We start from the raw sequence: 10,354 nt of genomic DNA, 5'->3' as shown, positions 1-10,354 counted from the left end.
GCCCGTCACTTCCGTATAGTTGGCCGAACCGCCCATGGCTACCGTCTGTACGCCGCTTACAAGAGTGTTGTTGGCTATACCGCCGGAGTAGACGTTCTGTTTCCCGCCGGTATTTATTACAAAGTTTTCCGCTACGCCGTTTGCAAGGCTCATCGCGCCGCCGTTTTGGTTGGTTCCCGTTACGGCCGTATTGATATTGGCGGCGTCTTTGGCGACGTCAACGTCTATATACGCGCCGGAATTTTGTATTACGTTTACCGCGCTTCCGCCCTGCGTAACGCTTTGCTTGCCGCCTGATTCTACAACCGTGTCAAAAGCTATACCGCCCGAGTAGACATTTTGCGCTCCGCCTGCGCTGACTATAAAATTGCTGGCGACTCCGCTTATAAGGCTTAAATCCGCTCCGCTTTGGTTTACGCCCTGTATATAGGTGGAAATATTGGCTTCGTCTTTGGCTACGTCCGCGGTTATGTACGCGCCGGCGTTTTGCACTAAATTAACTGCGCTGCCTCCGGCTGAAACCTGCTGAACTCCGCCGGAAGATAATACCGTGCCGTCGGCCAAGCCGCCCACGTCTACTATTTGATATCCGCCCGAAGCCACCTGCGTCCCTATGGCCGAACCGCCGGCATATATAAATTGGCTTCCAGAATTTATTAAAGTGGTTTCTGCCGTACCACCGGAAATCTTTTGTATGCCGCCGTTTATAACCGTAGCGTCCGCAGAACCTCCGGCAGATATAATCTGCAATCCTTTAAGGTCGGTATTATCCGCATAACCGCCGGCAGATATTTGCTGTACGCCGCCTTCATTGATTTGAGCGTTATATGCGCTTCCGCCGTCGGATATCCATTGCTGGCCGTCCGCATTTACAATCGTATCGTAAGCTTCTCCGCCGGAAGATATTATTTGCTTGCCGAAGTAATTTACTATAAAATTGCTCGCCACGCCGCCGGAAAGAGTTAATTCCGCCCCCTCCTGGTTAATACCGCTGACGTAAGTATTGATATTGGCTTCGTCTTTTGCCACCACCGCATAGATGTTCCCGCCGGAATTAATGACGACGTCCAATGATTTGCCGCCTGATAATACCGTATGGGAACCGCCGGAGTTTACTATAAAATTGCTGGCGACACCGCTTATTAGACTTAAATACGCACTGCCCTGATTTACACCGCTGACGTAAGTGCCTGCATTTGCGGAGTCTTGGCCGACTATTACGTCTATATTCCCGCCGGCGTTTTGTGTTACGTTTAAGGAGCTTCCCCCGGCCGAGATATTCTGATATCCGTTGGAATTGATAACGGTATCCACGGCCGAACCGCCTGAGTCAACAAGCTGCATTCCGCCGGCATTGATTATAAATCCGCTCGCTACGGAGCCGGAAAGCATAAAATCGTTGCCGTCTTCATTGGTGCCCGTAATATATGTGCCGGCATATTCGCTTCCCGCGCCTATGCTTGCGTTAATGTTTGCGCCGGAGTTTTGTATTACGTTTAAGGAACTTCCCCCGGCAAAAACGTTTAATCTTGCGCCGGAAGCCAAAACGGTGTTTGTAGCCGTCGCGTCTTTTTCTATAGCTTGGTTTGCGCGTTCGTTAACGTAGGAAGAATCTGCGTATCCGCCTGTGGAAATGTATTGCACCCCGCCGGAATTAATCTGCGCGCCGTAAGCGTAACCGCCGGAGGAAATTACCTGGCTTGCGCCGGAGTTGATTTCCGCCCGGCTGGCGTACCCGCCCGAAAGTACGTTTTGCATCGCGCCGGAGTTAAGTACCGATTCCTGAGCCAGGCCGCCCTCGGAAACTATTTGATATGCGGAAAATCCGCTTAAAACCGCTCCGTAAGCCGCCCCGCCGGAAGATATATGCTGTTCGGCTTCGCTGTGTACTGCGGTGGAACTTGCCGTTCCGCCCGGGCCTACGTATTGATATGAGGAATTATTTAACACGGTTGAAACGGTAATCCCGCCGGAAGAAACACTCTGCGAGCCTTTGTTGATTATAAAGTTTTCGGCTTTGCCGTTTAAAAGCGTCATGGCGTTTCCGCTTTGGTTTACGCCGCTGATATACGTGCTGATATTTGCGCCGTCTTTGGCGACGTCCGCGTTTATATATCCGCCGTTTTGCGTAAGATTTAGAGAACTTCCGCCCGCCGCCACATAGTGATATCCGCCGTCATTTAGTATAAAATTGTTTGCGACGCCGTTGGAAAGCGTAAAAACTTCCCCGTTCTGGTTCACGCCGCTTATATAAGCTCCGTCGCCGCCTATCGCAGCATTGACGTTCCCGCCGGCGTTTTGTTTTACGTTTAAGGAACTTCCCCCCGCCAGTACGCTTTGGGCCCCGCCGGAATTTACCTCAGTGTTAAAAGCCGCGCCGGAAGAATCTATCCGCTGAAGGCCGTCTTTGTCTATAACCGTATTTTCGGCCGAAGCTCCCGCGCCTACATTCTGTACGGCGTAGTCTGCCAGCAAAACGTTTTCGGCTTTTCCGCCGGAGTAAATAGTTTGGTAGGCCCCCGTTCCGCTTACAACCGCACTCACGGCAGAACCGCCTTCATATACGGCTTGGCTTCCGTAGGAGTTTATTACCGTATTCAACGCCTTTCCACCGAAAGACACCGCTTGTGAACCGTAACCGTTTATAACGGTATTGTTCACAAGCCCGCCGGAAAATATATTTTGCCAGCCGCCGGAATTGATAATAAAATTATTGGCGGATCCGTTTTCCAAAGTAAGGTTTTGTCCGTTTTGGTTTACGCCGCTGATATATGTGGAAATACGGCCCTCGTCCGCGCCGATATCGGCGTTTATGTTGCCGCCGGCGTTCTGCACCAAATTGAGGGAACTTCCCCCGGCCGTTACGGTATGGGCTCCGCCGGAATTAACGACAAAATTTTGCGCCGCGCCGCCGGAAAGAGTAAAAACTTCCCCGTTTTGGTTTACTCCGCTTATTACCGTTGTGATATTGGCGGAGTCTTTACCCACATACGCGTTTATGTTGCCGCCGGCGTTTTGGGTAATGTTTAAAGATTGTCCGCCGGCCTTAACTCCGTGCGCGCCTTGGTAATTTACTACGGTGTTCTCAGCCCGTCCGTCGGAATTTACGTTTAGATATCCGCCGGAATTAATTATAAAATTGTTTGCCGAACCGTTTTGAAGCGTAAAAACTTCCCCGTTTTGGTTTACGCCGCTGATATATGTTGCGGAGTTTCCGCCGGTTTTGCCGGCGGAGGCGTTTATCGTTCCGCCGTTTTGGCTGACGTCCAAAGAACTTCCGCCCGAGTAAACCGTTTGGAATGCACCGTAATTAACGTCTGTGCCGTCGGCCGTCGCTCCGCTTGAAATAATTTGCTCGCCGCCGTTGGTGATTGTGGTGTTTTCTGCCCTTCCGCCGCTTGAAATGATTTGGTATCCCGCGGAATTGACGGAAGTCTGCCCCGCCGCCCCGCCGGAATAGATATACTGGTAACCGTTATAATTAACTTCGGTATTTTGCGCGGAGCCGTAAACGTACATGGCGTCCGCCTCTTCATCGGTGCCCTGAACTATCACGCCGGAAGCAGTTTCCCCCGCGGGTACGACGACGCCTGCATATGCGTAAGGCGTAAAATTGTTGTTTAACATGGCTATTACCGCAGCCGTATAAACGGCTTTTTTGCCGCCGTTTATTATTTTGGCGCATCTTGTTTTGGCCGCGCCTGAACTTAAACCGCAGGCCGCCGCGCTCCTGCTGCGGCAGTAAGTGTATTCCAATTTTTCTATATACGTGCTTGTTTCGGGTATAGCCATAATAATCTCCAAATCTTATTTTTAATTCTTTTTTGAAGGAGCGGTTAAATTATTCTCTTTCATAAGTCTGTCTATATGTCCTATAACCTGTTTGCCGGTTATAAGGCGGGTGCATTCGTACTGCCTTTCCGTGTTTTTAAACCTTGGGCACCATAGAAAATCGTAATGGTCAAAATTAAGGTTTATATCGTCCCAGCAGCCCATACAGCCGTGGCTGCTGTAGACGCGGTAAGGAGTGTAAAACTCGCATATCGGCAATGTAAAGCCGCTTATCAGTATTACGGGGATATGCGTACACCAGGCCAGCCAGCTTAAGCCGGAAGAAAGACCTATAAAAAAATCGGCGTGTTCAAGAAGGGCCACTCTTTCCTGCAGGGAAATATTGCCGGTAAAATCTTCCGCGCCGTGCGGCATACGGTTCCACACGAAGCCTTGCCCGACGACGGGCTCTTTATCAATGCAAAGCACGCGATATCCCATGTCTTTAAGATGTTTTACAACTTGCTCCCAGCCGCAGCCGTTGTTCCAAAATTTAGCCTGAGAGCTGGATTTTACGGCTATGCAAACGTATCTTTCTTTGATTTTTCTTTCATTGCCAAGTCGCACGCGTGGCGCTTCTTCCCTGGGGTCCACACCCAAAATATAAGCGGCCGTTTTATGCAGGCCGACCATGCGGAAATCAATCGGCTGGTCAGTATTATTCCCCTTAAAAAACAAACCCAGGCGGTAACTGGCGTAAGGCTTTTCGAATTTTACTTTGCCGGGGACAGCGGTAAAAAACAGCTGGGGATACTGAGCGGAAAATAAATCAACCATATTTTGCGCCAGGGTAAGCTCCGCCGCGCAGTTGTGCTTCTTTTGGAATCTTTCCGCGTAAGGAAGCCACCCGATTATATCGCCCAGAGTGCCTACCGGGAATTTTATTTGAACTTCTTTTCCGTTTAAGTCCAAAGTGTGGTTAAGTACGGGGTCCTTTTCCCCCTGTATCCAAACTTTTATTCTGAAAGGTATATAATATTTCTTCGCGCTTAAAACCCAGCCCGCGCCGCTGTCGCAGGCAAAAATGATATTGTCGCTTTCGGCGTCTTCTATCTGAACGTGCCACTTGCCTTTCGGCAGAAGCACGCGCGCGCCGTCGTTAAAATCATAGCGTATGCCAAGAGGGCCTTCCTGCGTGGGTATCGCTGGGACCGGCACCACAAAAGGGTTTTGCGCCAAATTGCCTTGGGCCGGTTTGCCGGAGTTGGCCGCGGCGGTAACGTCTGAAAGAGGCCGCGCTTTTGAATCCGCCCCGAAAGTTCCCTGAAGCTGCTGTTCGGAAGAAGCGTTTAGGCTTTCTCCGGTTGTCGTGTTTGCGGAGTTGGGCCCGGCGGGAATTTGTTTTTCGTTTTCCGCGGCGTTTTTTTGGCTTGGCATGGGGGTAACCTCTCAAAATATATAATCAACAATAATATTAGAAAATCATAAGATATTTTTCCATTGTTTTCTTTTGCGGAACTATTGAAGAGGTTTTTTCTATAATTTAATATATGGATAAAGAAATTCTGCGTTTGGCCGTGCCGAACATTATTACTAATATTACGGTTCCGCTTTTGGCTATGGCCGATACCGCCATAGCGGGGCATTTGCCTTCTTTTCTTTATATAGGGGCCGTAAGCGCGGCTGGCGTAATATTCAATTTTCTGTATTGGAACTTTTCTTTCCTGAGGATGGGCACCAGCGGCTTTACGGCGCAGGCCGTAGGCGCAAATAATGAACAAGAATGCGTAAACGTGCTTATGCGCGCGCTTTTTACGGCGGTTTCGGCCGGCGTGATTTTAATACTTTTGCAAAGTTTTATATTTAAGGCGGCTTTCTTCTTTTTGCAGGCTTCCCCGCAGACCCAAGCTTTAGCGGCGGAATACTTTTTCATATATATATGGTCCGCGCCTTTCGCTTTGGCAATGTTCGCGTTTACGGGCTGGTTTATAGGTATGCAAAACGCCAAAGCCCCAATGGTGATATCCATAAGCGCGAACGTCGTAAATATCATATGCAGTCTGCTTTTCGTGTTTGTCTTTCGCCTAAACATTAAGGGGATAGCTTTAGGCTCTTTGGCGGCGCAGATTTTCGCTTTTATTTTATCGGCTTTCATTTGGTTTAAATTTTACGGAAAACTTAAAAAATATGCTTCCTTTGAGGTTTTAAAATCCCTCCGCGGTTTCGCCGCGTTTTTTAAAGTCAACCGCGACATATTTTTAAGAAGCTTTGCCCTTATAGCGGTTACGGTGTTTTTTACGTCGGTTTCCGCCAGAAGCGGCGACATATATCTTTCCGCAAACAATCTGCTGATGCAGTTTTTTATTTTGTTTTCTTACATTATGGACGGCTTCGCTTTTGCGGCGGAAGCTTTAAGCGGCAAGTGTTTCGGCGCGCGCGATTTCGGCAAACTTAAGGTTATTATCCGCAGAATATTTGTTTGGGGTATTGCGCTGAGCCTTATGTTTACGGCGGTTTACGCCGTTTTCGCCGGCGGGATATTGGGGCTTTTGACGGATAAGAGCGAAGTCGTTTCCGCCGCGCTTAAATATAAAGCTTGGGCCGTACTGGTGCCGCTGGCCGGTTTTGCGGCTTTTTTATGGGACGGAATATTTGTAGGGATAACGGCTTCAAGGCAGATGCGCGACGCCATGCTCTTGGCGGCGGCGGGGTTCTTCGGGCTTTATTTCCTGCTGGCTTCACGTTTGGGCAATAACGCGCTGTGGCTTTCATTTTTGGTTTATTTGACGCTAAGAGGTTTGGCGGAGTGGATTCTTTACCGCAGGATTCAAAAAAAGTTCTAAAACGCCCCGAGCGGAAAAATGATACTCTCCCACGGGAAAAAAGTTATAATATTATAAAGTTATAACTTTTATATAGGAGAATTATATCATGGCCACTAAAAAGTGCAATACGAAATGCAAACCCCAGGCCTGCTCTCAGCTGCAGCGTCAAAGGGGTAAGTTCAAACCTGTACTTCCCAATATTTTAAAGAGCGGCCCGGCTTCCGTAAAAGTAAAAGCCGGCAAACCGACCAAAAGCGTAGCCGATCAGGCTAAAGTAAAAAAGATTTTCCCCCATACATACGGCATGCCGGAAATATCTTTCGTAAAAGGCAATAATTCGACTGTATCAAAAAAACCGATTAACGCGGCCGTAGTGCTTTCCGGCGGGCAGGCGCCCGGCGGGCATAACGTCATAGCCGGCCTTTTGGACGGCTTTAAAAAGGCCAATTCCAAAAACAAACTTTACGGATTTTTGGGCGGCCCCAGCGGCGTAATAGAAGGCAAATTTATTGAAATTACCCCCACCCTGATGGAAAAATACAGAAATACGGGCGGCTTTGACTTAATTCAATCCGGCAGAACCAAAATCGAAACGGACGAACAGCTCGGCCAAGCTAAGGAAAACCTGCTTAAACACAAAATTTCCGCTTTTGTGGTGGTCGGCGGCGACGATTCCAACACCAATGCCGGCGTAATAGCCGAATATCTTAAAAAAGAAGGCGTTGACGCAAGCGTTATCGGCGTACCGAAGACGATTGACGGCGATTTGAAAAACGAGCATATAGAAACCTCTTTCGGTTTTGACACCGCCACCAAGATTTATTCCGAAATGGTCGGCAATATCTGCCGCGACGTAAACTCCGCCAGGAAATATTGGCATTTTGTCCGCTTAATGGGCAGAAGCGCATCCCACATCACTTTGGAAGTGGCTTTGAAAACCCAGCCGAACGTAACTTTGGTGGGCGAGGAAGTGCTGTCCAAAAAAATGACTTTGGCGCAAGTGATAGACTACTTGGCCAAAATCGTCGTCGCAAGGGCTAAAGAAGGCAAGAACTTCGGCGTGGTTTTGGTGCCGGAAGGCTTAATCGAATTCATCCCGGAAATGAAAGAACTTATTTCCGCTTTGAACGACCTTTTGGCCGATAATGAAGCCGAACTTTCCAAGCTTAATTCCGTAGCGGAAAAGAAAGCTTTTGTAATTTCCAAACTGCCGGCCAAACTTGCGGATTTGATGAAATCCCTCCCCGAGGGCATCGCCGCCCAGCTCATGCTGGACAGAGATCCTCACGGCAATGTTCAGGTTTCTTTGATTGAAACCGAAAAGCTTTTGATTGAAATGCTCCGCGCGAGATTGGCCCAGCTTAAGAAAGACGGCAAATATAGCGGTAAATTCTCCGCCATAACGCATTTCTTCGGTTATGAAGGCCGCTGCGGCGTACCTTCAAACTTTGACGCCAACTATACTTACGCTTTGGGCTATAACGCCGCCGTTTTGGCTTTAAACAAATGCAGCGGTTATCTTTCTTCAGTAAAGAAACTCGTCAAGAACCCTAAAGACTGGGCTTGCGGCGGTATTCCTTTGACGATGATGATGAACATCGAAAGAAGAAAAGGCAAAGAAAAACCGGTTATAAGAAAAGCTTTGGTAGACCTTAAAGGCGAACCGTTTAAACAGCTTGTCAAAAACAGAGAAGTTTGGGCGGCTACGGAAAGCTATCTGTTCCCCGGGCCTATGCAGCTCTTCGGGCCGGAAGACGTTACGGATATGACGACCGAAACCCTCAGGTACGAACAGAGCAAAAAGAAATAAAAATCAGTTTGACAGCCCCCGGCCTATAAAAGCCGGGGGTTTTTGTATGCCCCGCCAAGGCGGTTTGGGGCGTTTACGCTCCCGCAAATTCTGATTTAACATATTGTTTGCTATTTTGATAATATATATCTATGCAAATTACACTGATTATCATTTTGGCAGTCGTCGCCGTCTTTTTGGCGGCGTGGACGTTTCTTCTTAAGAAAGAAGCGGACACTAAAAATAAAGATATTTTGGAGATTTCTTCCAAATCAGCCGCTCTTGAAAACGAAAATAAAAACTTGGCCGCGCTGAACGCTCAGAGCGAAGCGGAGCTAAAAGCCTGCCGCGCCGCAAATGACGGCCTTAAAGAAGAAATTTCCGCCTTTAAAGCCAAAGAGGCCGAGCTTAACGCGGTTAAAAACAACCTTGAGGAAAATATTTCCCGCCAGCAGGCCGCTTTTGACAGGCTTCAGGCTTCCGCCAAGGATAATTTCCGCCAATTGGCAGACGAAGTGTTTAAAGTTAAAATAGGCGAACTTAAAACCGAAAGCAAGGACATCGTCGCCCCTCTTAACGATAATCTGGAGAAACTGCAGGAAAAGCTTGCCCGTATGCAAAACCTTAACGAAGGTTTACAGAAAGAAGCCGGCAATTTGGCCAATGCCTTGCAGTTTAAAAACAAAACGCAGGGCAACTTCGGCGAAATGATTTTGGAAGACGTGCTTATAGCCAGCGGCCTTAAAAAGGGCGTTCATTATGAAACGCAAACGGCCATGCATTCCGAAGACGGCTCGGCCGTGCGCGCGGACAGGCAGCCCGACTGCCTTATAAATATGCCCGACGAAAGATACGTCGTAATTGATTCCAAAATGTCCTTAACGGCGTATACAAATTACGTTAATGAAAAAGATCCCGAAAAAAAGGCCGAATATCTAAACGCGCATATATCTTCCATAGAGCACCATATTGACGAACTTTCCAAGAAAAAGTATCAGGATTTGAAAGAAATTAAAGGCCGCACGCCTGATTTTGTTCTTTTATTCATACCCGTTGAATACGCCTATATGGCCGCGCTTGAAGCCAAACCGGGATTGGGCGTTTTCGCCGGCGGCAAAAAAATAGCTCTTGTAACGGCTTCTTCTTTGATACCGATACTTAAAACCGTGGAAAGCCTGTGGCGCATAAGCGTAAGCCAAAAAAATATAGACGAAATAGTCAAAATAGGCGGGCAGCTGCACGACAGAATAGCCAACTTCTACGAGAATATGCAGAAAATCAAAAAAGGCCTTGCCGACGCCGATAAGGCTTTTGGCGGAGCGATGCTGAACCTTGAAGGCAATCAAGGGCTTTTAACCTCGGCCAGGAAGCTGAAGGAAATAGGCGTAAAGACGACGAAAAAGCTCCCTCAGAACGCAGCTTTGACTGCTGAGGAGCCCCTGCCGGCTCAGCCTAAACTTATAAAAGAGGAAGACGAGGAAGAAAGCCTTTTCCCCCCGCATTAAGCCGAGAGTTATTTATTTGGCGTAAGAATTACCGGCATATATTTGCTTTCTATTTTTGCGCCCGGAGTAAAACCGAAGCCGGGCACCGCTTTGCCGCCGCCCTCTAAAAGGTTTTGCCTCCAAAAGCCTGCGTCAATCGTAAACATTTGCCTTAGGGAAGGCCTCGTCGCAAAAAGCCCGGCTCCGTAAAAAATATTATTGTCAAATTCAGGGTTGGAAAGCCCGAGTTTTACCGTTTTCTTTAAAAAGCTTTTTAAAATAGTTTTCTCTTTTTTCGGCTTTCTTTTCCTCTTTTTCTTTTTCTTGTGTTTTTCCAGATGTAAAGTGGGATGAAATTCCCGACCTTTGCACTTCAATGCTCCCGATGAGTGTTGTCCGTATTCGGAAACTTTTCTAACTTTGTCGTCGCCGGGTAACCGGCACGACATATTGAAAGTGTTTTCGCACATCCTTTGTGGAAAATG

General features: G+C 48.1%; 6 protein-coding genes. 3 read left to right on the top strand and 3 right to left on the bottom strand.

The genetic code is table 11. The features are described from left to right. Both ACQY26_RS03470 and ACQY26_RS03465 read right to left on the bottom strand, forming a co-directional pair. Positions 1-3,792: AIDA repeat-containing protein (locus ACQY26_RS03470; RefSeq protein WP_428047708.1), on the bottom strand; the 3,792-nt coding region annotated here is incomplete at its 3' end. A 21-nt stretch (positions 3,793-3,813) separates the two neighbouring features. Further along, positions 3,814-5,208 carry an autotransporter strand-loop-strand O-heptosyltransferase gene (locus tag ACQY26_RS03465; RefSeq protein ID WP_428047707.1) on the bottom strand — a complete coding sequence of 465 codons (1,395 nt, stop codon included), beginning with the start codon at positions 5,206-5,208 and terminating at the stop codon, positions 3,814-3,816. 113 nt (positions 5,209-5,321) lie between these two features. Between ACQY26_RS03465 and ACQY26_RS03460 the strand changes: the two genes are divergently transcribed. From ACQY26_RS03460 to rmuC, 3 genes are all read left to right on the top strand, one after another. Next, the gene (locus ACQY26_RS03460) at positions 5,322-6,614 is read left to right on the top strand and encodes an MATE family efflux transporter (protein ID WP_428047705.1); all 1,293 of its coding nucleotides are present in this window, start codon (positions 5,322-5,324) and stop codon (positions 6,612-6,614) included. A gap of 88 nt (positions 6,615-6,702) precedes the next feature. Next, positions 6,703-8,406, top strand: coding sequence for a diphosphate--fructose-6-phosphate 1-phosphotransferase (locus tag ACQY26_RS03455; protein WP_428047704.1), 1,704 nt, complete (start codon positions 6,703-6,705; stop codon positions 8,404-8,406). A gap of 131 nt (positions 8,407-8,537) precedes the next feature. Then, positions 8,538-9,890, top strand: coding sequence for a DNA recombination protein RmuC (gene rmuC / locus ACQY26_RS03450; RefSeq protein ID WP_428047703.1), 1,353 nt, complete (start codon positions 8,538-8,540; stop codon positions 9,888-9,890). A gap of 8 nt (positions 9,891-9,898) precedes the next feature. Here the strand turns inward: rmuC and ACQY26_RS03445 are convergent. Further along, the coding region (locus ACQY26_RS03445; protein ID WP_428047702.1) for a hypothetical protein at positions 9,899-10,354 on the bottom strand (456 nt) is incomplete at its 5' end.

The organism is Candidatus Proelusimicrobium excrementi, assembly GCF_937881865.1.
Lineage (GTDB): Bacteria > Elusimicrobiota > Elusimicrobia > Elusimicrobiales > Elusimicrobiaceae > Proelusimicrobium > Proelusimicrobium excrementi.
The sequence above is the reverse complement of the archived record's forward strand: the minus strand, read 5'-3'. Positions and strand labels throughout refer to the sequence as shown.